General features: G+C 43.2%; 22 protein-coding genes. 12 read left to right on the top strand and 10 right to left on the bottom strand.

From position 1 onward, the window contains the following. Positions 1-29: 29 nt before the first annotated feature. Genes mngB through NSQ17_RS01510 form a run of 4 tightly spaced genes read right to left on the bottom strand, consistent with a single transcriptional unit; the run spans position 30 to position 4,661 of the window. Complete coding sequence (mngB, locus tag NSQ17_RS01495) at positions 30-2,693, bottom strand: mannosylglycerate hydrolase (RefSeq protein ID WP_285528974.1); 2,664 nt, start codon at positions 2,691-2,693, stop codon at positions 30-32. 28 nt (positions 2,694-2,721) lie between these two features. After that, positions 2,722-3,840, bottom strand: coding sequence for a PTS fructose transporter subunit IIC (locus NSQ17_RS01500; RefSeq protein ID WP_017358746.1), 1,119 nt, complete (start codon positions 3,838-3,840; stop codon positions 2,722-2,724). 36 nt (positions 3,841-3,876) lie between these two features. Beyond that, positions 3,877-4,206, bottom strand: coding sequence for a fructose PTS transporter subunit IIB (locus NSQ17_RS01505; RefSeq protein WP_007498438.1), 330 nt, complete (start codon positions 4,204-4,206; stop codon positions 3,877-3,879). Then, a complete protein-coding gene (locus tag NSQ17_RS01510) occupies positions 4,203-4,661 on the bottom strand; it encodes a PTS sugar transporter subunit IIA (RefSeq protein ID WP_024719036.1) in 459 nt (152 codons plus the stop codon). Before NSQ17_RS01510 ends, NSQ17_RS01505 begins: the two co-directional genes overlap by 4 nt. Before the next feature lie 242 nt (positions 4,662-4,903). Here NSQ17_RS01510 and NSQ17_RS01515 point away from each other — a divergent pair, with 242 nt between their 5' ends. Together NSQ17_RS01515 and NSQ17_RS01520 are read left to right on the top strand one after the other, a co-directional pair. After that, entirely contained in the window at positions 4,904-7,570 is a 2,667-nt protein-coding gene (locus NSQ17_RS01515; protein ID WP_342467764.1) for a S8 family serine peptidase, read from the top strand. Between the two features lie 107 nt (positions 7,571-7,677). Beyond that, positions 7,678-8,160: a hypothetical protein gene (locus NSQ17_RS01520; protein WP_007498435.1), complete on the top strand. Its 483-nt coding sequence runs from the start codon at positions 7,678-7,680 to the stop codon at positions 8,158-8,160. A 345-nt stretch (positions 8,161-8,505) separates the two neighbouring features. On the opposite strand, the gene NSQ17_RS01525 is transcribed toward NSQ17_RS01520, so the two are convergent. The 3 genes from NSQ17_RS01525 to mmuM all read right to left on the bottom strand — a co-directional run bounded on the left by NSQ17_RS01525 (position 8,506) and on the right by mmuM (position 11,627). Beyond that, positions 8,506-9,126 (bottom strand): hypothetical protein, encoded by a 621-nt coding sequence (locus tag NSQ17_RS01525; RefSeq protein ID WP_144668299.1) that lies wholly within the window; start codon positions 9,124-9,126, stop codon positions 8,506-8,508. Between the two features lie 112 nt (positions 9,127-9,238). Then, positions 9,239-10,642 carry an S-methylmethionine permease gene (mmuP, locus tag NSQ17_RS01530; RefSeq protein ID WP_024719033.1) on the bottom strand — a complete coding sequence of 468 codons (1,404 nt, stop codon included), beginning with the start codon at positions 10,640-10,642 and terminating at the stop codon, positions 9,239-9,241. Between the two features lie 46 nt (positions 10,643-10,688). Beyond that, complete coding sequence (mmuM, locus tag NSQ17_RS01535; RefSeq protein ID WP_342467765.1) at positions 10,689-11,627, bottom strand: homocysteine S-methyltransferase; 939 nt, start codon at positions 11,625-11,627, stop codon at positions 10,689-10,691. 336 nt (positions 11,628-11,963) lie between these two features. Here mmuM and NSQ17_RS01540 point away from each other — a divergent pair, with 336 nt between their 5' ends. The 4 genes from NSQ17_RS01540 to NSQ17_RS01555 all read left to right on the top strand — a co-directional run bounded on the left by NSQ17_RS01540 (position 11,964) and on the right by NSQ17_RS01555 (position 14,548). Next, the gene (locus tag NSQ17_RS01540; RefSeq protein ID WP_025206673.1) at positions 11,964-12,794 is read left to right on the top strand and encodes a YitT family protein; all 831 of its coding nucleotides are present in this window, start codon (positions 11,964-11,966) and stop codon (positions 12,792-12,794) included. A 689-nt stretch (positions 12,795-13,483) separates the two neighbouring features. Further along, entirely contained in the window at positions 13,484-13,801 is a 318-nt protein-coding gene (locus tag NSQ17_RS01545; protein WP_008342169.1) for a PadR family transcriptional regulator, read from the top strand. After that, positions 13,794-14,381 carry a DUF1700 domain-containing protein gene (locus tag NSQ17_RS01550; protein WP_072367545.1) on the top strand — a complete coding sequence of 196 codons (588 nt, stop codon included), beginning with the start codon at positions 13,794-13,796 and terminating at the stop codon, positions 14,379-14,381. Before NSQ17_RS01545 ends, NSQ17_RS01550 begins: the two co-directional genes overlap by 8 nt. Next, complete coding sequence (locus tag NSQ17_RS01555) at positions 14,378-14,548, top strand: hypothetical protein (RefSeq protein ID WP_162835678.1); 171 nt, start codon at positions 14,378-14,380, stop codon at positions 14,546-14,548. The genes NSQ17_RS01550 and NSQ17_RS01555 overlap by 4 nt, the downstream gene beginning before the upstream one ends. Positions 14,549-14,757: 209 nt before the next feature. On the opposite strand, the gene NSQ17_RS01560 is transcribed toward NSQ17_RS01555, so the two are convergent. Beyond that, positions 14,758-15,975: a multidrug effflux MFS transporter gene (locus NSQ17_RS01560; RefSeq protein ID WP_060832035.1), complete on the bottom strand. Its 1,218-nt coding sequence runs from the start codon at positions 15,973-15,975 to the stop codon at positions 14,758-14,760. Positions 15,976-16,186: 211 nt separating this feature from the next. Between NSQ17_RS01560 and NSQ17_RS01565 the strand changes: the two genes are divergently transcribed. Beyond that, positions 16,187-16,723: a GNAT family N-acetyltransferase gene (locus NSQ17_RS01565; protein ID WP_058336302.1), complete on the top strand. Its 537-nt coding sequence runs from the start codon at positions 16,187-16,189 to the stop codon at positions 16,721-16,723. A 57-nt stretch (positions 16,724-16,780) separates the two neighbouring features. Here the strand turns inward: NSQ17_RS01565 and NSQ17_RS01570 are convergent, their stop codons facing one another. Beyond that, positions 16,781-16,987, bottom strand: coding sequence for a hypothetical protein (locus tag NSQ17_RS01570; RefSeq protein WP_024719027.1), 207 nt, complete (start codon positions 16,985-16,987; stop codon positions 16,781-16,783). Between the two features lie 114 nt (positions 16,988-17,101). On the opposite strand from NSQ17_RS01570, the gene NSQ17_RS01575 reads away from it, so the two are divergent. Beyond that, a complete protein-coding gene (locus tag NSQ17_RS01575) occupies positions 17,102-17,638 on the top strand; it encodes a DUF402 domain-containing protein (protein WP_039166435.1) in 537 nt (178 codons plus the stop codon). A 37-nt stretch (positions 17,639-17,675) separates the two neighbouring features. Here NSQ17_RS01575 and NSQ17_RS01580 read toward each other — a convergent pair whose 3' ends face one another. Then, positions 17,676-19,289: a S8 family serine peptidase gene (locus NSQ17_RS01580; RefSeq protein ID WP_235123200.1), complete on the bottom strand. Its 1,614-nt coding sequence runs from the start codon at positions 19,287-19,289 to the stop codon at positions 17,676-17,678. Between the two features lie 188 nt (positions 19,290-19,477). Here NSQ17_RS01580 and NSQ17_RS01585 point away from each other — a divergent pair, with 188 nt between their 5' ends. From NSQ17_RS01585 to NSQ17_RS01600, 4 genes are all read left to right on the top strand, one after another. Continuing rightward, the gene (locus tag NSQ17_RS01585) at positions 19,478-20,962 is read left to right on the top strand and encodes an amidase (protein ID WP_342467766.1); all 1,485 of its coding nucleotides are present in this window, start codon (positions 19,478-19,480) and stop codon (positions 20,960-20,962) included. Positions 20,963-21,005: 43 nt separating this feature from the next. After that, the gene (locus NSQ17_RS01590) at positions 21,006-21,569 is read left to right on the top strand and encodes a TetR/AcrR family transcriptional regulator (protein ID WP_024719023.1); all 564 of its coding nucleotides are present in this window, start codon (positions 21,006-21,008) and stop codon (positions 21,567-21,569) included. An 80-nt stretch (positions 21,570-21,649) separates the two neighbouring features. After that, positions 21,650-22,672 carry a quercetin 2,3-dioxygenase gene (locus NSQ17_RS01595; protein WP_342467767.1) on the top strand — a complete coding sequence of 341 codons (1,023 nt, stop codon included), beginning with the start codon at positions 21,650-21,652 and terminating at the stop codon, positions 22,670-22,672. A 161-nt stretch (positions 22,673-22,833) separates the two neighbouring features. Next, complete coding sequence (locus NSQ17_RS01600) at positions 22,834-23,967, top strand: zinc-dependent alcohol dehydrogenase (RefSeq protein ID WP_342467768.1); 1,134 nt, start codon at positions 22,834-22,836, stop codon at positions 23,965-23,967. The last annotated feature ends 6 nt before the right edge of the window (positions 23,968-23,973 follow it).

Raw genomic sequence — 23,973 nt, forward strand, 5'->3', positions numbered from 1 at the left:
GAATCCAAATGGATCCCGCCCCTACATGTTCATTTTTTCTTTACAATGTAGGTTTGTACCTGACAAGGTGTGAGCGGTTCAATGTGTAATGATCCATGTTGTGCTTTCAGTATATGTCCTTCAGGTGTTTCGCCTAAATTCGCTGTTTCTCCATGTTGTAGAGATGAACTATTGATTGAAGCGGCTGTTTGACGTGTTAAATATGGATTGAAGAGACGAATGACAATGCCTGTTCCATGTTCTTCTTTTTTCAAAGCGCTTAGAACGACCCCGTCTGTCTCAATGTCAAGCAGGCTATAAGTAGATTGTAAGTCTTCTTTTTCATCTCGGAAAGAGAAAATTAAACGACCGTTTAAAAAGTCTGCCCGCTCGTAGCACTGAACCGGGGTGGTGTAACGTTTAGCAAGCTGAGCCAAGTGTCCTTCACTTACCGCTTCTTGGCTATAGTGCATGCCAAAGGAGAATGATAGCGATCCTTGAAGCTGGGCATCAGGTGTTTCCACGATTTTTTCTCCAGAAGCCCGGCCGGGACGGTAAAGAAGGTTTTCCTTCCCCATTTTTCCGAAACAGCGGAAGAGTGTATACGCGATCGTTGTGTAGTCTTCTCCTGTGATCTGGTATTCTCTCACGCAGTCCGTCAACAGCGCGACACCGTATGCTTCATCACGAAGTGCAGTAAAGGATTGCATCGGTTCAATGGTGATCGGTTTTTCTTCCCAATGTTCATTGCTCCACCATTCAAGCTCTTGCGTGAGCTCAGTTGGGCGTTCGATGGTTCCAAACTGCTGATCGCTCAATGATACTTTTGATGCGATACCTGTATCAAAGAGGACACGCAGACGATGATCTAACGCATGATTGTCGACATCGACATGAAAACGGATGACAGGCTCATCTTTGTTTAATGCCACCTTCGCTGTAATCGGGAGAGAAGTCGTGACTGCTTGCTGAGAGCGCTCTTCTAAGTCATATGGAACCGTGAGAGTAAGCTGGATGGTGAGCTCTTCTTGCAAGCCGCTTTTAGACACTGTGATGTCTGTCGAAGAAAGATCCTTGGATGACACATACAGATCCTCGCGCGGTGGTGAATAGTTATAAGAATCCCCATCATCTCCGTTGTCTTCAAAGATCATTTGCTCAGAGAACGTTCGTCCAGTCTGTTTATCCGTAATTTCTAATGACCCATTGTCATTTGCTGTAATGTGGTAAAACGTATTTTCAATGACACGGCCTTCTGTTTTTTCCAAAATGGATTCACTAGATTCATCGAAAACCATGCTGACTTGTGTATAACCAACGGATGGCAAGTCGACTGCTTCAATGAGTAAAACAGCTTTCCATACTTGCTTTGGCATGTACACTTCTTTGCTTGGGTTAAGTGAAATCTGCTGTGCTAAGACATAATCTGTCACATCGGTTTTGCTTTTGACTGTGTAGTGAAGAGTTCGTCCATCAGCGTCTTTTAGTGTAAATGGACGTTCTGTGATAAAGGTTTCGACTTCAATGACTTCAGAGCGCTTTGAAGGCAGTGTGTTAAATAAAGTGAACGTGATTTCTTGCTCAGTTTGAAGCCGGATGGCGATGAGACGCATGTGTAAGTCCACAAGATTCTCGGCGATTTCCTTTGCCTGTTTATAGCGGAAGAAGACATCTTGATTCGTCGTATCACTGTTACAGCCACCAATGCTGTCATGCGCTGCATTTTCAAACATGAGGTACCAAATATCACGTACCGTGTCATGCGGATAGTCATGTCCGAGTGAATAGCTGATTGTAAGGATCGGCTCCATCACATTGACAAGATAGTTTTCAATTTGGTTGTTTAAGATTTTCAAATCTGCTCTTGTTGAAAAAATGGACTTATGAATTCGCATATGCTTGGCATGAATGAGTTCTCCTTCTAATGTCTCAAAAGAAGTCCGCTCTTTTTTCACTGCTGCAATGTAGTCTTCTAAACTGCTAATTTGATAGTGGTGCTCGTCTATTTCATTGGCTTTTTCTAATAAGTCAGGCAGGTTTTTACGAATAGGCGCTTGGTCAAAGCCATTTGGGAAATAGACATTCTTGGTCGTAGCTTTTGCTTGCAGCGCCCCGATTTTTTCAGAAAGAAAGGCTTGCAGGTCTTCATCCTTCTCAGGAATATTTCCTCCGTAGTAGTAGCCAAATGGCAGATTCACTGCAAACACTTCACTGCCATCCGCCCCGCGCCAATTAAATTCTGTGTGATTCGTCATATGATCAGAAACGCCGCGCCAAAAGGCTGTATCGACAATTCCAAAGCCTTGATAAATTTGAGGCATTTGTGCAGATTGACCGAAGGAATCAGGGACATAACCGACCTTCATGACATGTCCAAACTGCTGACAGCGCTCAATCCCATATTGCAGATTCCGTACAATCGATTCCCCAGAAATAACGAGCTGATCCGTTTGTGTATACCACGGACCGATGATGAGGCGTTTTGCTGTGACGAGCTGTTTGATTCGATTTTCATCCTCTGGGCGCCATTTCAAGTAATCATCTAGCAAGGATGCTTGTGCATCGAGCATGAAGTAATGGAACCGTTCATCTGTTTCGAGGGTGTCCAATATGTCCATTACGCTTTTCATTAAGTAGATACGGGAGCGGGAGGTGGTAAAATACCATTCCCGGTCCCAGTGAGTATGTGGAATCACATGTACATTGACAGTCATTGTGTAACGACACCTTTCTTTGTTCAAATTATCCTTCTAGCACAAGGTCAAAATCATCTTCTTCTTTCTGCTTCTGATCATGTTCTGGCTTTTGGGGTTCTTTTTTCTCAGAGAAGTTCACAAGTAGGTTGGCGCCAATTCCAATAACAAGTGCGCCAGTTAGTGCGCCGATTAAATACGCCCACCAGTTTCCTACTGAGAAGAATCCGTATAGTCCACCAATTGGCGGCATGATGTCATGGACACCTAATAAGGCAGCAACCCCGCTTCCTGCAGCACAAGCGACGACATTCAGCGGAATCAATTTCAAAGGATTGACGAGTGTAAAGGGAATGGCTCCTTCTGTAATCCCGATAATCCCCATCACAAGGCCGCCTCGTCCGGCTTCTCTGAAGGTAGGAGAGAAGTTGCGTTTTCGAATCAATGTCGCAAGCCCGTATCCTAGCGGCGGAATGACAATCGCGATATTGACGAGAATGGCAGGAAGATAGACACCTGATAGGAAGAGCGCGTTACCAGCCATCCAAGCTGATTTATTCACTGGGCCGCCAAGGTCAAAGCCAATCATTGCACCTAGAATGAGAGCAAGTGCGAGTGTGCTCGTTCCATCTGCGACCATGCCTTTGATCCATTCAATTAATGCGGTGTTCAAAGCCCCTAATGGCCCACCTAGCAGAACGGACATGAGAAGTCCGGTTAAGCCAACAGTAATGAGCGGTAAGATGAGCAGAGGGACGAGTCCAGCTGCAGAGCCTTGAATTTGAATTTTTCTTTTCACAAAGAGAGCGACATATCCGGCAAAGAAACCTGCAATGACGGCGCCGATAAAACCAGCATTTGTTGAGCTGGCAAGAGCTCCGCCGATAAAGCCGGCCGCAAGACCAGATTTATCCGCAATCGAATAGGCAATAAAGCCAGCGAGCAGTACGTTCATTAAGCCAATGCCTGTCCAGCCAACCTGTTCCATCAAATAGGCACCATGTAAAATGCCGCCTGCATCTTTATAGGCGTTTAAATCTGACACACCAAAACCTAACCCGACTAGTTTGGCTAAACCAACGATAAGTGAAGCTCCGATGATCACCGGAAGAATATAAGAAATACCGGTCATGAGGTGGCCTTCAATGACTTTTAATTTTGCTTTCATTCTGCTTTGCTCCTTTCTATATGGCATTGCTCTTGTTTATTGGGATTCAGATTTTTTCTTTTCAACCAGCGCAACGGCTTTTGTGATGATTTGCTCGGCATTTTTTAGGGCGCGTCCGATTTCGACACGAACAGTAGGAATACCTGAGAAGCGTTCAGCGTCGTTAATATGCTGATTGGAGGCGATAATGCAAAGGTCTGCCTGCTTGGCTTCCTCTGCTGTAATGCCATTCACCTGTCCCATAATTCCTTGTTGTTCGATTTTAATCTCGTGTCCAAGCTGTTTACCCGCATTCTCTAATGCTTTTGCTGCCATTGGTGTATGAGCTAACCCTGCTGGGCATGAAGTGACACCGACAATTTTCATTGTGTAATCCCCTCTTTCAATTGTTGTTCAATGACTTCGTAATAATAGTCTGCTGTTTGACCGGGTTGAATCTTTTCGATGAAAGCAGGCTCCATTAAACTTGTGGCAATGCCAGACAGTAATTTGAGGTGTGTGACATTGGCCTCTTCAAGTGGAACGAGCAGTGTAAATAAATAGCTTGTTGGCAAATCGTCGAAGCTTCCCCATTCAATGGGTTGTTCAAGTTCTAAAAAGAGAAGTGAAGCCGTTTGAACAGCAGAGCTTTTTGTATGAGGAATCGCAAAACCTTGCTGAAGTCCTGTTGAGACTTCGTCTTCGCGTTTCAACAAATCTGTTAATAACCCTGACTGATCGTTTGTAATGTGAAGGTCTTCAGCTTTCTCGGAAATGTATTGTAAAATCTCATTCTTTGATCGACCGTTTACTTGTGTAAAAACATGATCTTTTTGGAACAAGCTGATCCCTTCTCTCTTGTTTGTTAAGCGCTTACAATTTGATTGTAATGTACTTTTCGACATGGTTAAATAGCATCATTTTCCGTTTGAAATGGCAAAAAGTTTATGAAGCGAACAGACTAGTCATCTGAATATCTCAAATCCTAGCTTAAAACGAGTTTAATTATGTCAAAAATAGATTCTACTAAAAAGGATTCTGTGATATTCTTCCAAGGTATTGTAAAAGATAAGGGGGTCTTTTCATGTTTAAAAAGCAGGTCAAATCCTGTGTAGTTGTACTCATGGCCATCATTCTATGTATGGCTGTATTACCTGGGTACGAAGCATCAGCAGTTAGTAAAGGCACAAGTGTCAATGAAGCCATTGGGTTGAAAGATGGTGAAGTCATCTCAGGTACATTACAGAATGAAAAAGAAGAGTCATGGTACCAAATTACGCCATCTGCAGATGATGTGGTAAAACATACACATATGCAAATTTCTGTCAAAAGCAAACAAGTGTTATCTGTATCGGTCTACCCAAGTAAGGATAGAGCGATAAAGGATGACACTTATTCGAGATATCGTGTGGACACAGCAAGTGGAGAGACAGAAATCAACTTCCCGCATGCATGGTCAGGTCCTTACTATGTCAAAGTGCTGTATTTAGGTTCAGAGGAAGATAGCCGTGATGAGGAAGAGGATGCAGCATATACAATCGGGTATAAAGGTGCGAATCTTCCGCCATCTGAACCGATTTTCCCTGAAGAAGAAGAGCCAACGATCATCATTATTGAGAAAAAGCATGGACGTGAAATTCTTCAATCCATTCGTACGATCGAAGACAAACGATTCAATGAAACAGCCGATGGTCAGAAGCTGACACGTCTGCTACAAAAAACAAAGTCGTTTCTCAAATCTAAACTCATCAACAATCAAAAAAAGCAGCAAACGGTGTACAATCATTTGCTGACATTAAAATCATTGCTGAATGACGTAGAGAAAAATGGTGCATTCAGCGGTCATATCGTCACAGAGAAAGAGCAACAGGCGATCCGTTCCCTTTTTGATATGCTCAAAGAGGCAAGTCCAGCCTATTTAAAAAAGGAATTAGAAACAGTGGGGCAAAAAGTAGGAATCGATCAGCTTGAAGGAAAATCGATCGGTTATGTATTAGAGAAACAAAAGCTTGTTCCAGAAGAAAAGGTCAACACAAACAAAATCATCTTTAAATTAAAGGATGGACAAACGCTTCAATCCGCAAAAAAGAAGATGAAAAGCTACGGAATTCAAGAAAACCGTGTGACATCTCAGTCAGTAAATCCTTTATTTAAAGGAATGTATGTTTATGATGTACCGGCAGGGAAAGAATCAGCAGGCAAAACGCTTAAAGCAGGAAAAGCTGTGATCAAAAGCACGGCGAGAAAGCTTTCTAGTATGCCGAATGTTGAATTTGCAGAGCCTGTACAAACGTATCGTGCGCTCAGCAATGACGCGCAGTATGGTTATCAGTGGCCGCTGAAAAATAGTGCCCAAAACAGTGGGAAAAAAGGCGCTGATGTGAAGTTTGAACAAATGAATACATTGATTGGTACAAGCAAAATGAAGCAAACGTTAATCGCTGTTGTGGATACAGGTGTCGACAGCCGTTTGTCTGATTTAAGCGGAACGGTTCGTACAGACTTAGGTGCCAATCTGATTGGCCGTAATAAAGATGCAATTGATGACAATGGCCACGGTACCCATGTGGCAGGTATCATTGCAGCAAAAGCCGATAATCATTACTCCATGGCAGGGCTGAATCAACATACAGGAATCATCCCAGTCAAAGTGCTGGATGCGTATGGATATGGAGATACAGAGCAAATTGCTCTTGGCATTAAACATGCAGTGGACAAAGGTGCAAAGGTCATTAACATGAGCCTTGGCGGCTACTACAGCAAGGTCATTGAATATGCGATGAACTATGCTGCACAAAAAAACGTATTAGTGGTAGTGGCGAGCGGAAACGATGGCATTCCAGAAATGGGTTATCCTGCGACTTCCAAGTACGCCATGGCAGTTGGTGCAAGCAATCGCATGGATATTGCCGCTGAATTCTCAAGCTATGGGAAAGGATTAAGCATGTCTGCACCAGGGTCTGATATCCCAAGCTTAATGCCTGATGGGAATGTTTCATACCTGAGCGGGACATCAATGGCTACACCGTATGTTGCAGCAGCAGCAGGATTACTGCTTTCTAAAAATCCAACCCTGAAACCAAATCAAGTGAGAAATATTTTACAAAATACAGCGGATGATATTTCATTTAAAGCTGTTGATGGAACAGATGACATTTTCTATGATGAATATGACGAGCCTGTTGTTGATCCGAAAATTCCGGGTATCGACTGGATGACAGGACATGGCAGACTCAATGCTTTTGCCGCGTTAAGTGCTGTTGAATTAAACGCATCAGTTAACAAAGTAGAAGATCAGCATCAAAAGGTGACAGGAAAGGCGAAAGCCGGCGCTGCCATTTCTGTGTATAGAGGCAAAACCCTGCTTGGAAAAGGCACGGCAAGCAAAAAGGGAACCTTTAGTGTGAAGATCAAGCATCAAAACAAAAATAAAGTGCTTCACATCAAGATATCAAAAGGAAAGGCTGCGACTTCGCTCAAAACGGTCGTGAAAAAGGGCAAAGCGCCAGCTAAGCCAAAGGTGAATCGAGTAACAGTGAAAAGTAAAACGGTCAAAGGAACTGCGGGTGCAGGCTTGACGATCAAGGTGAAGAACAAATCAAAGAAAGTCATTCAAACGGTCAAAACCAATAGCAAAGGCGCATTTACGGCTAAAATCAAGCCGCAAAAAGCCAAAACTGTCTTGTATGTGACGGCTTCAGATGTGAGAAAAAGAGAAAGTAAAGCAGTGAAAGTTGTTGTGAAAAAATAGTCTTGTAGCTTCCCTTTTGAATAAAAAGGGAAGTTTTTTGTTTTTTACTGGAAAAATGACAATAACTGTCGATAGTAATATAGTAGGAAAAAAAGGAGGATTTATCGATGAAAAAAATCATGTTTGCTTTCTTTCTATCATTGCTTCTCGTTTTCCCAAGCTTTGCACATGCAGAGGAAACAGGAGCAGTACCAGCATCCGTACAAGTAACAGGCGTCACAGCAGCAGACGGTGGTATGGTCAATTACGGTTCTGGCAGTAAATATCGTGTAGGTTCATATTATCCAGCTACTTTTAAAGGAACATTAAAGGACACAAGTGGTCAACTCATGGCGAATCAGCCAATTCAGCTTTATTTTGAAGCAGCAATCAAATCATATGCTCAAACAGCGACAGGTACAACAGACGAGAATGGACAATTTTCACTAACGATTCAAGTTCCTGCAGGTGCAGGCTACCGTACATACAATAATGCAGGCTGGTCTACACATTACTACGATATCGTTCCAGTGACTTTCACTTCAAACGACATCACGCTATCTTCAAATGTGACAAGTGTGTACCATTTGGCATATACATCACGTTACTAATCTGCTAGAAGATGCGACTTGGCGCAAGCCCTGTCGTTTTCATAGAAAAAAGGATGTCAGCTAGTGACATCCTTTTCTTTTTGTTAGCAAACCTGCTGGGCGGCAACCGAAAGAGTCGCTAAACAAACACTCAAGAGCCGTTTCTCCCAGATTCGATCGAGCATTGAGCTTTACATCTTGAGCTTTGATGGATAAGAACTTTGAATACTTGAGCTTTCAGCTTTGAACGTTCAGCTTTGAGCTTTTATCATGGATCATCCTAAGATGATCATCAGATGAGGAGGGAATGACCTTTCCCTCGGAGGTGTTTAGTCCTATCGATTTTCGGCTCACTAACAAAATCGACTAGTCGATCTGTATTTTTGTCAAGGTATTGCTTTCTGATAAGGAGAAATCCACTTCCATTTGGAAATCTTCAATCTCTTTCGAAAGCTGTTCAATCTTCACTCGAAGACGAAGAGGGTCAATGATCGCCGCCTCATTTTCAGCTAGGAATGACTTGACGATCTCTTGGTTGGCAGCGGCTTGTGTTTTTCCGTCTTTCCCAAATAGTGTTTCTAAATGTTGATCCAGTCTCTTTTTCACATCTTCATTGATTTGTTCTGACTGGTCAACCAGCTCTGTATAGACCTTTTTTAATTTTCGTAAATAACGAATATCGTAATCTATGGATGTCTTGCGTTCAATGGCTTCTGCTACGGTCATGCTAACACCCGCCACCTCAATCGTTGTCGTAGCATTCGACACAACGATGGCTGATTTAATGGCATTTCGGCGTTTGATTAATGCTTGAATCGATTGGTCATCTGCTTTTGCCTTTTTTTCTACTTCTTCTTGATTTTGAAATCCGTTCTGTATATGTTTCCCGATGATCAAACCACCGAGTACTGCTTCATCAATCGTTCGGCTGATTCTTTTATCTAACATTTTCAGTTCACTTAATGCTCTTGTAATGGTCATTTCCATATTAACGACAGCTCCCTTGATTCATCCTGAAAATCATAGATTCCTATCATATACCAAAATGTCTTTGTTTTTCTAGTGATATCCTTTTTTGGAACAAACAAAAAACCTGGTGCTATACACCAGGTTTTTCTCGTTTTTTCTGAATCCATGTTGTCACGTAATAGGCAGCATAGCAGAGTGCGATAAAAGGGATACCGCAGATAAGAGCAATACGCTGATTTGGATCAAAAGCAATGCCGATCACAGATGCAAGGCATAGGAGGAAGGCAGCAATCGGAACCACCGGATAGAGCGGGGTTCGGAAAGATAAATCATGAAGCTGTCCGCCATCCTGTAAGAATTTTTTGCGAAACATGAACTGTGAAGCTGCAATTCCCATCCATACAACAACAACGGCGAGTCCAGAGATTGAAACAAGAACCAGATACACCGTTTCAGGTGCGATGACACTCGATAGCAAAGAGAGAATGCCCCCAATCATACTCAAAATGAGTGCATTCAAAGGAATTCCCTTTGACGTCAATTTTGCCAGCTTTTTAGGCAGTGTCCGTTCTTCAGAAAGGGACCATAGCATGCGAGATGAGGCGTATAGCCCTGAGTTTGCAGCAGATAAAATCGCTGTCAGAATGACAAAATTCATAAAATCTGCCGCATACGGAATACCGATGCGATCAAATACCACAACGAAAGGACTTTTGATCACCCCGGCTTCTTCTACTGGAATTAAGCCGGCTAAGACCACGATCGTTCCGACGAAAAACAGGACAAGACGTAGCACAGTCGTGCGAATCGCCCGGGGAATGGTCTCATCTGGATTGACACTTTCGCCCGCAGCAATCCCAATCAGCTCAGTACCCGAAAAAGCAAAATTAACAGCCAGCATGGTCATTAAAATCGGTAAAAAGCCGTTTGGGAAGAGACCTCCATCTCCAGTGAAGTTAGAGAAGAACGGAGCGGCCTCACCGCCTTTTAGTGGAATCAATCCAAACATCGCCGCTCCGCCAAGAATAATAAAGAGAATAATAGCCATGACTTTAATGCTAGAAAACCAAAATTCCGATTCTGCAAAAAACTTAACTGTAAAAGCATTGAGTAAAAAGATGAGAAGCGCAAAAACACCGCTCCACATCCAAACCGATGTGTCTGGGAACCAGCGCTGCATTAAAAGACCTGCCGCTGTAAATTCTGAACCAAGTGCCACGGTCCATGTCAGCCAATAAAGCCAAGCCACTGTATAGCCAGTGCCGGGCCCAATGTATTTTGTTGCATATGTGTGAAAAGCGCCTGTAACCGGCATTGCGACAGACAGTTCACCTAAACAGAGCATCACGAGGTACACAATTAATGCCCCAACCAGATAAGCCAAAATCGTTCCCGCAGGTCCGGCCTGATTGATCGTATATCCTGAACTTAAAAAGAGTCCTGTGCCAATCACGCCACCTAAAGAAAGCATGAACAGGTGACGGCTTGTCATTTTTCGTTGATATTGTTGTGACTGATCTTTTGCTTGTTCCATGTCTTCCCGCCCTTTTGCTTAGAAGTATGTGTGTTGAGTCATGATGCTACGATGTTGCCTGTTTTAAGATATCGGTAATATCCTCTGGTGTCGTCCGGCAGCAGCCGCCGATGATTTGTGCACCGTCTTTATACCATTGCTGCGCACATTCACCAAATGTATGGTGAGACGTATCTCCGCTCCAAACCTTTTCTTCAGGATCATATAATTCCCCTGAGTTCGGATACACGACAATCGGTTTGCTCGTCCCTTTTTTCATCTCCTGAATAAGAGAAGACATATATTGCGGCGGTGTACAGTTTACGCCAACAGCAGCGATCTGCTCATATGGCTCAAGTGCTTGTACACAGTCTCTAAGTAAATCTCCTTCACTAATGTGCTGACCATCCTTTGCACTAAATGTAATCCACGCATATACACCGCTGAACTCATCCTGCAGCAGTTTAGCGATAGCGATTGCTTCAATGAGACAAGGGATGGTTTCACAAGCGAGAATATCTGCACCAGCCTCTACCAATGCTTGAATTCTTGGTCTGTGAAAATCAATGAGCGCCTGTTCTGTGAGTCCGTAATTTCCCTTATATTCTGAACCGTCAGACAAATAAGCGCCGAAGGGCCCCACAGATCCAGCGACGAATGGTTTTGTCCGCTCTTTACGATGTGTCTCATCCTGCCAAAACTGCTCGCATGCTTCTTTTGCTAACGTGACAGATCGTTTCATTAATTCGATGGCATCTTCTTTTGTGTAGCCTTTTTCAGCAAAGCCATCAATCGTCGTTTGGTAGCTGGCTGTTGTTGCACAGTCAGCACCTGCTTGGAAGTAGTCCAAGTGTACTTGCTGAATCAATTCTGGCTGTTCAATGAGGATTTTGGCTGACCATAAACTGTCGTTTAAATCACAGCCCTTTCCTTCAAGCTCCGTTGCAAGTGCACCATCTAAAATCAAAGGTGTGTGAGCCTGTAAACGGCTTTGAATAGGATTCATATAAATCAAACAGCCTCCTTTGTCGATCGGAAATAATGGATATGATATGAGGCAGTAGTTTAAATGACTAAAGTGTTTTTGTCAAGGAGAGGAATAAGCATCACATGACGGAAAAACCCTGAAAACATGCGGGTTTGAGTGCATAAACATACAGTTGAAATAATAGAAAACCAAGTCATTGACAGCCTCTAAAAAGAGATATATATTATGGAAAGGTTCATTTCAGAAAGCTTCATCAAAAGGCGCCGTCTTTTGATTTTTATTTTGTCCAACGACTGTCTTCTTTCGTGCAGAAAGAGGGTTTTTTATATGCTTAGAAAAGGAGGAAAGAAGAAATTGAAAAAATGTGTAAAAGATATTGCAATGATTCTAGTTGGTTCTTTTTTATTTGCTGCAGCTGTGAACATGTTTGTCATTCCACTTGAGTTTGGTGAAGGCGGCGTAACGGGGCTGTCCATCATTTTCTACTATATGTTTGAGATTGCGCCGTGGCTGACAAACCTTGTGTTGAATGCGATTTTATTACTTGTGGGGTATAAATACTTGGACAAGAAGACCACGATCTACACAGTGGTAGCTGTCGCAAGTAACTCTCTATTTTTACATTTGACCACTACATGGGTGGTGAATGTCCATGAATTGATCATTGGTTCTATTTTTGCAGGGATCATCATTGGTATTGGCATTGGTCTTGTTTTAAGAGCGGGCGGTACAACAGCGGGATCTGCCATTCTTGGGCGAATTGCGAATAAGTATCTAGACTGGAACGTGAGCTACGCCATCTTGTTCTTTGATCTGATCGTTGTTTTTGCTTCTTACTTTATTATTGGTGCGGAAAAATTAATGTTTACGATTGTGATGCTGTATGTGGCGACTAAGGTGATGGATTTCGTCATAGAAGGGCTTAACACGAAAAAAGCAGTGACGATTATTTCTTCATGCAAAGATGATATTGCAGAAGAAATCAATCACACCTTGGATCGAGGCGTGACCATTTTAAACGGTCGCGGTCATTATTCGAAGGAATCGAAGGAAATTCTCTATGCAGTCATTCAAAAACAGGAGCTGATGCGTTTAAAGAAAATCATTAAGAAAATTGATCGAGACGCATTCGTTGTTGTCCATGACGTGCGTGATGTGTTTGGAGAAGGATTTGTGAATATATAAAAAGTGAAAAAAGACACCTCCACTATAAAGTGGGGGTGTCTTTTCATATGTTGAGTGATCTTATGTTTAAGGGACTATTTTTTCAAGGTATCATCTTTTTTCTCGTTACTTTTCAGAAAGAAAAAACGTATACACTCAGCAATGGCGGCTCCCACCACAAACAGGATGATGGGTGTAATGGTAAAAGGTTGTTTGAAGATGAACAAATACACGATATAACACAAAGTTAGTGTAATGACTAAAGTGAGATAATTACTCCACATTTTTTTCAAGGTCATCAGCTCCTCGTTTTTTAAGGTCTACCATTATTCGGTATTGGTTGGGTTGAAAAGAACTAGCCACTTTCAGCCGTTCTCATCACTTTAATTCGAGTTGAGTGTTTGTAAAACTTAGTATGAAGTTCATAAGGATACGCCATTGTGAATGAACTTCTTAATTCCATAAAATTCAGCTTATCCCTTTAAAATAAAGAGATTAAATGAGTTGTTTTCTATGATATTCGTTCCTGTGTATGTTTGTTGTCTACAATAGACACACGCTAGATTTATCTTGATTAGGTGAAGCCTTGAAGAAAGAGAAACTTCCTGTATGAAAATTTATAGGGACGTTGAGAGTGAAAAGTTGCAAAAGATACCTCTTGTCACACCATACTATGTATTGTATAGTATAAATAGTTAGGAGTTGTAAACATGAATGCACAACTAAAAAAAGGATTATTGGAATTCTGTGTACTGGCGGTATTAAAGAAAGGCGATTCCTATGGTTATCAAATGATTAAAGATATGTCCCATTGTATTGAGATTTCAGAATCGACATTATATCCGATATTAAAGCGGTTAGAGCAAAACAATTATGTGGAGACCTATTCACAGGAACATAACAGTCGATTAAGAAAATACTACCGGATGACAAAGAACGGACGGGAGCATATAGCGCAATTTTTAGCGGAATGGGATCAAGTGATGGCGATTTACGACTTTATTTCTGGAGGACAGGGCAATGAATAAAAAAGAATTTTTAGCCAGCTTAGAGAAGCACCTGCATCGTCTAGGCGAAAAAGAAAGTGATCGGTTCATCGAGTATTACGATGAAATGATCGAGGATTATCAGGAAGATGGCTACAGTGAACAGGAGGCAGTTCATCAAGTCGGTCAGCCTGCCATTATTGCTGAAGGGATTTTAAAGGAACAAGGAATCAAAACCATTCAGGTGCCGACGTTTGGAGAAAAAGCCACAAGGCTCTCCATCCTCATTTTAGGCTTTCCGTTATGGGGCAGCATTCTAGCAACAGTCTTCCTGCTGATTCTTTCTGTGTATATGGTGATTTGGTGCGTTCCACTCGTGACAGGTACAATGACGCTAGTTGGTTTGCTCGGTGGTTTTTGGAGTATCATTGGTTCTCCATTTATTTTTCAGGATGGTTTGCATGTGGTGGTGACGCAGATCGGAGTTGGGATTCTTCTATTAGGTGTCGGATTATTAAGCGGCATAGCCACGGCGTATTTAACAAAGCTATTTGTGCAAGGGACTGTTCAAACCACTAAGGCATTCATGGGAATGTTTAAAAAGAAGGTCGTGAGAGTATGAACGTGAATGATTTAAAAAAGCAATGCATCAAATGGGGGATCATCTTCACCGTTGCCGGAGGAATTGTCATGGCAATTGGTTTTGGACTTTCAGGCTTTGACCTAGATGCATATCAAAACAATGACCAGAACAATGTGTTCCGCACGATCAATTGGAGCAAGCCATAAATGAAAGACCCGCTTATGCGGGTCTCAGCGTGTAGACAAACCCTCGCATTCGGTGTCAGTCCTGCGCTTCGGTGCTCACGAATGTCAAATTCGCTCCGCGCCGATGCTCGTCCTTCCTAGGGCTGCAAAGGTTTTCTATCACGCTGAAAAGAAGACAAAGGGTTAAAATCAAGTTCATTTTAGCCCTTTGTCAACAATCTGCGACCCGCTTATGCGGGTCTTTTTTTCGCTCTGGCAACAAAGAAAAAATAACAGCAAAGTGCGCCAAGGTCACAGAGCATAATAATCAGTCCCATGGGAAAGGCAGTCTGGCTTCCAGCTAAGCCGACAAGGGGTGTCATGCATGCGCCAAGAAGCATTTGTGCCACACCGATGAGGGCAGCGGCACTTCCAGCATGCGCACCGTGATGCTGCATCGCAAGAGAAGGAGCAGACGTGCCGACAATCCCAACGCTAGAGACCACAAAAAAGAGCGGAATGAGGATGCCATAAAGCCCTGCATCAATAGAGATCATCACACACAAGGTGACGCCTCCTAAAGCAGCTGTCAGCAGCCCAATGCGAAGGACTTTCTCCTCACCAATTTTCGCAGCAACGCGGGCAAATACTTGTCCGGCTGTGATGATGCCAAGACTATTCACCGCAAAGGCAGCACTGAAGCCCTGCGGTGAAAGGTTGAAAATCTCCTGCAGTACAAACGGTGATCCAGAGATATACGCAAACATGGCGGCGAAGACAAGCCCTTGCGAAAGAGCATATCCGACAAAGAGTCGATCGCTCGCTAGAATTTTCATCGCACCTAGGATCTGTTTGAAGCCTCCAGTCTGTCTGCGTTCCGCAGGTAAGCTTTCTTTCAATGAAAACATCGATCTTAGAAGCATGAGCGCCCCGAGGATTCCTAGCAGAACAAACACACCCTGCCACGTCGTGAACCGTAACATTTGTCCGCCCACGATCGGTGCCGCTGCTGGAGCCACTCCGTTGACTAACATGAGCAAAGCAAAGAATTTCGTCATTTCTGAGCCTTCATAATGATCTCGTACGATGGCTCGTGCAATGACAATGCCTGCTGATCCAGCAAGTCCTTGAATCAGCCTTAAAAGAATGAATGTCCAAATTGATGTGACCACTGTGCATAAAAGAGAGGCCGCAATAAAAATGATCAATCCAACCATCAGCGGCTTTCTTCTGCCGACTGTATCACTGATTGGACCTGCAATCAGCTGTCCAAGCGCAAGTCCAATCAAACAAGCCATGAGACTTAACTGAGACAGCGCCGTGCTTGCTTCAAAGTCACGGGCGATATTAGGTAAAGCAGGTAAATACATATCCATTGCCAGCGGTGCAAGGGCTGTTAAAGAGCCAAGAAGCGCGGCAAGGAGGAATCGATTTTTTTTCGATTCTTGGGGATAAGATAAAGAATTCATATGATGCCACTCCTTGTATACGTCCTCAAATCAGCATAATGAATCAAGCTTTCCATTTCAATCAAAATTTTCAAAGAAAATTTCGTGCAAAATAATTGATCTTTAAAAGAAGACTCTTTACATTGAATGAGTAGAGAAAAGAATCAGATCATCGGCATGCAGTGATTGCATGATACGTATATCCATTCATAGACAAACAGGAGGTGCTGGCATGGAGCAGCAAGAGTTGATCATTCGTCAAGCAGTGAGTGAAGATCATGAGGCGATCACACATGTGCTGATCAAATCATACGCACAGTATGAGCCTCAATTTACAGAGGAAGGCTGGCAAAATTATTCTACAGCCTTGCGAGCGGCTGTAGATAACCCAAACATGGAGTTGATGCTTGTGGCCGAGCTTGAGGGCAAGGTCGTGGGGACCCTTCAAATGTTCCGATCATCAGAACAGGCATATGACAAGCCGGAGATGGGCATTACTTCAGCGATTGTCCGGTTTTTAGGGGTAGATCCTGATGTGAGAGGAAAAGGTATTGCAGAGTCCTTGTTGCGTAAAAGTATAGAACTGACGCAATCGTGGGGCGAGAACGTCCTGTACCTTCATACGTCGGATAAAATGCAGGCCGCCATTCGTTTATATGAAAGAATGGGCTTTGAACGGGCACTTGATAAAGAATTTGTGAATCAAAATGGGACGCATGTGAAGAGCTATCAGTATGTGATCAAAAAAGAACAGCCGGCTGGCTCATAACACGCTGTATAAGAAGAGGAAGAGCATGTCCTGCATGGACGGGGCTCTTCCTCTTTCTCATGATACCCATACGTTCAGTGCCATATATGAAAAGCACCATGAGATTAATCCGAACATGACAAAGAATTTCAACGCATGTTCATAAGGGGTCAGCTTTCGATCTCTTTTCGTTTTCACCAGCCGCCAGTAAAGGGCATAGCCACAAAAAACCAAGATGATTTGTCCGAGTTCTGCTACGGTTTCGATGATTGTGATTCCGTTCATTTGTTTTCACCTCACCATATGTCTTCCATAGGCAGCAGCAGTGAACCTTTATTTCTTCAAAAGAAAGCAGTGTATACTAGAATAAGAAGTAGATGCAGAAGGGGTTGTGACCGATTGTTTCCGCTATATGCAAATTCTTGGGATGACGTCATTGAGAGAAAAATCAAATACGATGATCAGGTTGTGGAACATACGTGTCAGCTGTTAGAGGCACAGGAGCAGCAAGTCGTGTTGTTTCATAAAATTCAAGAACCATTTACAATGGTTGCTGGTGATGGCACTGTCACGATTCCAAAAGGGAGTTATACGACCGCTTATTATTGGACGGACCGGCCTTACAATGTCTATTTTTGGCGGGATGATCAAGGCAATGAACTTGGCTCTTATGTGAATATCGTCAGACATACATGGTTTGAAGAACGGACGGTTGTTTTTGAAGATTTATTGATTGATCTACTCGTTCTTCCGAATGGTGATTTCTTTGTTTTGGATGAAGATGAACTGCCGGAGAGTTTAGCTTCCTTTGAACACGGCTCGGTTCATCGAGCACTCCGTGATGTCATCCATTCGTTAGCGCACATCCTCGATCAAGTAAGGCTGGATGCGAAAGGGAAGTATCATCACACCCTCTTTCAGAAGATGTTGAAATAGAAAAAACGATTCCTTGCTGAAAGGAATCGTTTTTTTATCAAACCTTGATCCGGTTTAGTCGTTTTTGTAAATCAGTTTTTGTTTTAGATGCTTTTAGTTGTTTGACCGCACTTTGAGCGGTTGCTTTTGTTTTCTTTGTTCGTTTGGCTTCGGCTTTTTTGACTTTTTGTTTGGCATCTGTCACTTTCTTTTGATAGTCGACTTGTTTTTTGACTTTGTCGAGCCGGTTTTGCAGGCTTGTTTTTTCTTTGCCTTTGGATAGCTTTTTAATAGCCGTTTGGGCACTTTTAATCGAGCCTTGGGTTTTACTTTTTTCAGCTGATTTGACCTTCGCTCGTGCGTCACGAATATCAATGGCTGTTTGGACTTTTTTGACTCGGTCAGTGAGTGCGGTTTTTTGCTTGCTGGCAGTGAGTCTGCCAATTTTCGTTTTGGCTTGATCAACATCTGTCTGTTTTTTAGATGTTTCGGCTGTCTTGACTGCGCTTGTCGCAGCCTTTAAAAAGGTTGACTGCGGCACATATTGCACGCGGCCATAGCCGAATTGTGGATCTTTTCCTTTTGCGCCAAGATCCACTGTATAGCTGCGCAATAAAGTACGGAGCTGAACATTTGTTTTCTTAGGATGTAGCTGTTTTAACAGCGCAAGCATTCCTGTGACATGTGGTGCCGCTTGTGATGTACCCGTTGCATACCAATATTCATTTTTCAAATAGGTACTGATGACGTTCTCGCCGGGAGCGGAAAATTCAATTCCTTTCCCCGTATTAGAGATGGAGGCGAGTTTGTCTTTGTCAGTCGTTGCGGAAACAGCAATGACGCTATTGTATGCGGCAGGATAACTAATCCCATTCTTCTTTCCATCATTTCCACTTGCAGCAACGACCAGCAGTCCTTTTTTGTATGCTTCATCAACTGCTGAACGTAAAATCGGAATGTTATCTTCAAAAGCTAGACTTAGGTTGATGATATCCATCTTATTGCTAATTGCCCAATCAATGCCTCGGAGCAGACTGTATAAGTCGCCTTCTCCTTTTTTATCTAATACTTTTACAGCATACAGCTTCACACCAGAAGCGACACCGACCGTACCGTAATCATTATTGAGCGCCCCAATTGTACCGGCGACATGTGTTCCATGTCCTTCATCATCTTTGTAAGAAGACGTGTAATTGACGAATGATTTACCGCCGGCTACCTTTAAATCTTCATGTGGGAAAATACCAGTATCGAGAACGGCTACTTTCACATTTTTCCCTGTCACGCCTTCTTTGATTGCTTGCTTTACATTGAGCTTCTGCAAGTTATAAGATTTTTGTACCAAAGCATCCTGACCAGTAGCAGCAGCTGTTTTTTTCACGGTAGAAGCAGCGAGTTTGACCCTAACGTTTTTTGAAACATAAGCGATGTTTGGGTCTTTTTTAAGTGAGGTGACAGCTTGCTCATCTGCTGTCACTGCTACAGCTGGAAGATGTATGTATTGAGCGTTCACTTTTTCACTTTCTTGAATAGCCGTCTGTTTTCCTTTTTGATTTTTATAGACGATGATGACATCTGTTTCTTTTGGTGGTGCAGCTGCCTGCGAATGGAAGGGCAAAGCAGTTGTCAAAGCAAGAAGAAACGCGATGACCACGACGATTTTCTTTTTCAAGGCAATGGCTCCTTGCATATGAGGTGACCTCCGTCTTTTTTTCTTTATTATATCGGAGAAATAAGATAGATGGTTAGAAGAATCATAGTCTAGAAAGAAAGTTTTTTTCACACGTATCCCGAAATTGAATTTCATAGAATTCTAGTAGACAATAGAGAGATCATAATATGAGAAAGAAGGACATGCCGATGAATGTAAAAGAGTATATGACGTATGATGCGACGGGACTGGCGTCACTTGTGCAGAAAAAGCAGGTCACGCCCGAAGAACTTGTACAAGCTGCATTTACTAGATTGGAAGAAGTGAATCCCGTACTAAATGCGGTGATTCAGACAAGACGAGATCAAGTGTTCAAAGACATGAAGTCACTAAATGCGGATCAGCCGTTTGCTGGTGTTCCGTTTGTGTTGAAAAATATATCGCAGGGGCTGGAGCATGAACCTTTGACGGCGGGTGCTTTGCTGTTAAAGGATGTAAAGGCGCAAACAGATTCCCACTTTGTCCGTCGATTGAAACAGGCTGGGCTCCTCATGATCGGTCATACGAACACACCTGAATTCGGATTGCGAAATGTGACAGAACCCTTTTTATATGGTCCGACGAGAAACCCTTGGAATGCTGACTATTCTCCGGGCGGTTCAAGCGGCGGGACGGCAGCAGCTGTGGCAAGCGGCATCGTACCTGCGGGTGGAGCGAGTGATGGCGGAGGGTCTATTCGGATTCCGGCATCCTTTACTGGTTTATTTGGACTCAAGCCAACAAGGGGGAGAACACCGGTCGGCCCGGGTGCAGGAAGGCAGTGGCAAGGAGCTTCCATTGACTTTACACTCACAAAAACAGTTCGAGACAGTGCAGCCCTGCTTGATTTGCTTCAAGTCATTCAGCCAGAGGCTGCGTTCCAAACGCCATTATATGACGGCAGCTATCAGGAGGATTTGGTGAAACGAACGCCTTCTATGCGAATTGCTTACAGTGTAGACTCTCCAGTAGGCACGAAGGTGAGTGAGGAAGCAAAGCAGGCAGTCTTGAACACTGTGAAATGGCTGAGTGAACAAGGGCATCAAATAGAAGAAGTGAAGCCGGACATTGATGGTGTCCATCTGATGCAGCAATATTACGTCATGAACAGCGGTGAAATGTCTGCATTATTTACCTCTCTGGCTCGTTCATTCGGGCGTCCGGTGAAGCCGGAGGAGACAGATATTGTGGCATGGGTACTGGCGGAAGCAGGAAAAAATGTGACAGCTGCTGCTTATACAGAAAGTCTTGATGCATGGGATATGGCCGCTGCAAAAATGGCCGCATTTCATCAAACCTACGATCTATATGTGACCCCAGCTACTGCCTATTCGGCTCCAAAGGTTGGCGAGCTGATGCATAACGATCAAGAAATGGCTGCATTGTTACGTGTGTCATCCCTTTCAATGCAAGCACAGCAGGATCTGATTTATGAAATGTTCCTCAAGAGTTTGACCTACACACCATTTACACAGCTGGCTAACCTAACCGGCCAGCCATCTATGAGTGTGCCAGTTCATCTCACAGAAGCAGGCATGCCTTTAGGCGTACAGGTGACAGCACCGAAAGGAAAAGAGGACTGGCTGCTCAGACTGGCGTCAGAAATAGAATCATCCTCATTATGGAAAGGAACGCATCCATTACTGAATCAATAACAATGGCATCGACGTTGGTCTATGGAGGAAAGGAGTGTCACACGTGAGTACGAAGGACAAAATCATTCAAACGGCCGCACTTCTTTTACGTAAACAGGGGTATCATGCGACAGGGTTGAATCAAATCATTAGAGAGAGCGGCACGCCGAAAGGATCTCTTTATTATTACTTTCCAAATGGAAAAGAAGAGCTAGCCATAGCAGCCGTTGAATATATTAGTCAAAGGGTCATCGATCAAATTGAAGAAAGCTTTGCCTATTCTGATGACCCATATGTCGCCGTCGATCATTTTATGACAAATATCATTCGGGGTTTTATGGAGCAAGAAAGTGAAAGAGGGATACCGATTGTCTTACTGGCGGCAGAGTCAAAACCTGAACATACAAAACTCCATGCTGCATGTAAACAAGAAATGATTCGCTGGCAAGAGCTTGTCAAAGAAAAGTTGATGAATAGCGGATATGATGAAACAAAAGCGGATGAGCGGGCATCTCTCCTTCATTCAATGGTCATCGGCGGATTATCAATGACTACTGCATTAAAGCAAACGACACCTTTAGAGCACGTAAAATGTTACCTTAGACACTTATTTATGCGAGAAGAGTAAAATCTCTCGCATATTGCCTATCTATTATATCAATTGGTCTATATAATAAAGATAGTCAATTAGTCATGAGGAGTGATGGGATGTCGGAGCAACCACAATCGATCAAGCAATCCGAAGATACCTCTTTTTATACCGTGTCAGGTTCGGGGGAGCTGTATGGTTTGGAAAATCAGCTTGTACATGTGCTGGCAGAAGCAAATCAAACAAATCAACTGTTTGAGCTTGTCTTAATCACAGGGGGGAAAGGTGCTTACTTTCCGCTGCATTGTCATGAGACGCTATTTGAAACCATCTTTGTGCTGGAAGGGAAGCTGGAAGTGATACTGGACGGTAAAAAATATATGGTGACGGCCTGTGATTATATTCATATACCGCCCAAAACAATTCATGGCTATAGAATGCATAGTCACAAAACAAGGTTTATTTCTTATACACTGGGCGGGCAAATGACAGATGTCTATCAGCAAATCGGAAAGAGGCTGTTGCAGAATGAATGGCCGATGACTGATCACCCATTTGATGCAGACAGCTTTCATCAGGCTGAAAAAGAAAGCGATATCATGTTGATGCACGGCATTAGGGAGCTATCCAATACAACCAAGCCAGCTGTTTTGTTTCATAGTCAGCTCCCACGCGCAGTGCAGCCATATGTGCTGGAGGCTGGTGAAGGAAAGCAATACATGGTCGAAGGTCAGCTTCATGAGCTGATTGCGACAACAGAAACAACAGGAGGCGGATTCAGTTATTTTGTGATTGAAGGGACAAAGGGAAAAGGCTTACGTCCGCATTATCATGAAGTGCATACAGAAGCACTTTATTGTGTTGAAGGCAGAATGAATCTTCAGTTAAACGGAGAAAATATTTGCTTGATGCCGGGGGATTTTGCTTATATTCCTCCGAATACCGTTCACTCGTATGAATTAGTGTCTCATTCAAATAAATTTTTGGTTTTGCTGCTGCCTGGCTATATTGAGCAAGTGTTTGAACAATTTGAAGAAGCACAAAGTCCAGGTATGTGCCCTTATTTTATACAGGAAGGGAACATGATGGAGGATGGGGAGACCTCTGCTCAGTATGATTTGGTGTTTGTCGAAGAAAAATAGTTGTGTAACGCGTTACACATATTGAAGTAAACAACCTGCTGAATAAATCGGCGGGTTATTTTGTTTTCCCTTATGGAACAGCATCCATATTCATATGCATGAACCATCCATTCAAGGTGAAGCTATAGAAATGCTGACTTGAACTAAAGGAGGAAATGCAGATGAGAGCTGTCACCTATCAAGGGAAAAGCCGCATTGCGGTAAAGGAAGTAGTTGCACCATCTATACAAGATCGTGAAGATGTCATCGTTCGGATAACATCTACAGCAATTTGTGGGTCAGATTTACATTTATATCAAGGGAATTTCCCGCTTCCTATTGGCTATGTGATTGGGCATGAACCGATGGGGGTGGTAGAGGAAGTCGGGCCGGATGTCACTGCGGTGAAAAAGGGAGATCGTGTCGTCATTCCATTTACCGTGGCGTGTGGTCAATGTCAGTATTGCCATCACCATTTAGAAAGTCAATGCGATCACTCAAATCCCCATTATGATTCAGGCGGACTTTTTGGATACAGTGAGAAATATGGGAATTACCCCGGAGGACAGGCTGAATATTTACGTGTGCCCTTTGGAAACTATACACCATTTAAGGTGCCGGATGATTGTGAGTTAGAGGATGAACAATTGCTGTTTTTATCAGATGTTCTGCCAACTGCTTATTGGAGTGTAGAACACGCAGGTGTAAAAAAGGGGGATACGGTCATTGTGCTAGGATGTGGACCTGTTGGGTTAATGGCACAGCAATTTGCTTGGCAAAAGGGCGCAGAGCGGGTCATTGCTGTTGATTACATAGACTATCGCCTTCACCATGCAAAACGAATGAGCGGCGTAGAAGTATTTGATTTTACAGAAGACCCTGACATGGGAGAAACCCTAAAAGAGCTCACAAAAGGTGGGGCGGATGTTGTCATTGATTGTGTGGGGATGGATGGGAAAAAGTCACCGCTTGAAAAGATTGAACAGAAGCTCAAGCTGCAAGGCGGAACGATAGGGCCCATTCAAATTGCCACAAAAGCCGTGAGGAAATGCGGGACTGTTCAGCTGACGGGTGTGTATGGAGGTCTTTACAATATGTTCCCATTGGGTGCTTTTTTCGCAAGAAACGTCACGCTGAAAATGGGACAGGCGCCAGCGAGAGGGTACATGTCAAAGCTTTATCAAAAAGTGACAACCGGGGAAATTGATCCTAGAGCGATCATCACACATCAAATACCGCTAGATGACGCAGCTCATGCGTATCACATATTCAATGAAAAACAAGATGATTGTATAAAAGTCATCTTAAAGCCATAAAAAGAA

This window comes from Bacillus sp. FSL W8-0629, assembly GCF_038593225.1.
Taxonomy (GTDB): domain Bacteria; phylum Bacillota; class Bacilli; order Bacillales; family Bacillaceae; genus Bacillus; species Bacillus altitudinis.

Excerpts from the sequence above, each read along its gene's own strand:
- mngB (WP_285528974.1), bottom strand. The coding sequence starts at position 2,693 with ATGACTGTCAATGTACATGTGATTCCACATACTCACTGGGACCGGGAA.
- NSQ17_RS01500 (WP_017358746.1), bottom strand. The coding sequence starts at position 3,840 with ATGAAAGCAAAATTAAAAGTCATTGAAGGCCACCTCATGACCGGTATT.
- NSQ17_RS01505 (WP_007498438.1), bottom strand. The coding sequence starts at position 4,206 with ATGAAAATTGTCGGTGTCACTTCATGCCCAGCAGGGTTAGCTCATACA.
- NSQ17_RS01515 (WP_342467764.1), top strand. The coding sequence starts at position 4,904 with ATGTTTAAAAAGCAGGTCAAATCCTGTGTAGTTGTACTCATGGCCATC.
- NSQ17_RS01520 (WP_007498435.1), top strand. The coding sequence starts at position 7,678 with ATGAAAAAAATCATGTTTGCTTTCTTTCTATCATTGCTTCTCGTTTTC.
- NSQ17_RS01525 (WP_144668299.1), bottom strand. The coding sequence starts at position 9,126 with ATGGAAATGACCATTACAAGAGCATTAAGTGAACTGAAAATGTTAGAT.
- mmuP (WP_024719033.1), bottom strand. The coding sequence starts at position 10,642 with ATGGAACAAGCAAAAGATCAGTCACAACAATATCAACGAAAAATGACA.
- mmuM (WP_342467765.1), bottom strand. The coding sequence starts at position 11,627 with ATGAATCCTATTCAAAGCCGTTTACAGGCTCACACACCTTTGATTTTA.
- NSQ17_RS01545 (WP_008342169.1), top strand. The coding sequence starts at position 13,484 with ATGAATGCACAACTAAAAAAAGGATTATTGGAATTCTGTGTACTGGCG.
- NSQ17_RS01550 (WP_072367545.1), top strand. The coding sequence starts at position 13,794 with ATGAATAAAAAAGAATTTTTAGCCAGCTTAGAGAAGCACCTGCATCGT.
- NSQ17_RS01555 (WP_162835678.1), top strand. The coding sequence starts at position 14,378 with ATGAACGTGAATGATTTAAAAAAGCAATGCATCAAATGGGGGATCATC.
- NSQ17_RS01560 (WP_060832035.1), bottom strand. The coding sequence starts at position 15,975 with ATGAATTCTTTATCTTATCCCCAAGAATCGAAAAAAAATCGATTCCTC.
- NSQ17_RS01565 (WP_058336302.1), top strand. The coding sequence starts at position 16,187 with ATGGAGCAGCAAGAGTTGATCATTCGTCAAGCAGTGAGTGAAGATCAT.
- NSQ17_RS01570 (WP_024719027.1), bottom strand. The coding sequence starts at position 16,987 with ATGAACGGAATCACAATCATCGAAACCGTAGCAGAACTCGGACAAATC.
- NSQ17_RS01585 (WP_342467766.1), top strand. The coding sequence starts at position 19,478 with ATGAATGTAAAAGAGTATATGACGTATGATGCGACGGGACTGGCGTCA.
- NSQ17_RS01595 (WP_342467767.1), top strand. The coding sequence starts at position 21,650 with ATGTCGGAGCAACCACAATCGATCAAGCAATCCGAAGATACCTCTTTT.
- NSQ17_RS01600 (WP_342467768.1), top strand. The coding sequence starts at position 22,834 with ATGAGAGCTGTCACCTATCAAGGGAAAAGCCGCATTGCGGTAAAGGAA.